Here is a 580-nt window from a genome sequence, read left to right on the forward strand (position 1 = left end):
GTACGAAGGGTCGGGCGTTGCCGCTCAGGAAGCCGTGGCAACGCCAACCGTGACCAACACACAACCCGCATCAGACACACTGTCGGCCAAACAACAGACGATCCCGCTGATCGCAGCCTTCATGGCCACGAGCGACATGGCCACGAKCGACATGGCCACGCTCAACGCCGCGTTGAATCAAGGGCTGGATGCCGGGCTGACGGTCAGCGCAGCCAAGGAATTGTTCATTATCGACGGCGCAACACATATCGAAACCTACTGGGTTCCCCAATATGTCGACGCCGCTGTTGGCAAGCTGACAGGGTTCTACGCAAGAACTCTTTGATTCGCTGTTCATTTGACACGCCGCAGGCGGGACATGATTACATGGGATAGTCCCGTGCTCCTCATGAGAGGTTCTCATCAATGTCCCGCGCCAATCTAAACGACCTGCAAGCCTTCGTGGTCATCACCCGCGAAGGCAGCTTCACCCGCGCCGCCGCACAGCTAGGCGTCTCGCAGTCCGCCCTGAGCCATACCATGCGCGCTCTGGAGACACGACTCGGTCCGACTATCCGGACATCAAGGTCGAAATCACAAT

Annotated in this window: 1 protein-coding gene and 1 pseudogene; both read left to right on the forward strand. The window is 58.4% G+C overall.

Annotated elements, in window-relative coordinates; translation table 11 throughout:
- Positions 1-325, forward strand: a pseudogene (locus AC1DRJ_RS31780) (hypothetical protein); the annotation flags it as partial.
- Positions 326-405: 80 nt separating this feature from the next.
- Positions 406-580, forward strand: a 175-nt coding sequence (locus tag AC1DRJ_RS31785) for a LysR family transcriptional regulator (protein ID WP_477805583.1), incomplete at its 3' end; no start/stop codon positions are given.

The sequence above is a fragment of the Pseudomonas sp. P5_B2 genome (genome assembly GCF_056400445.1).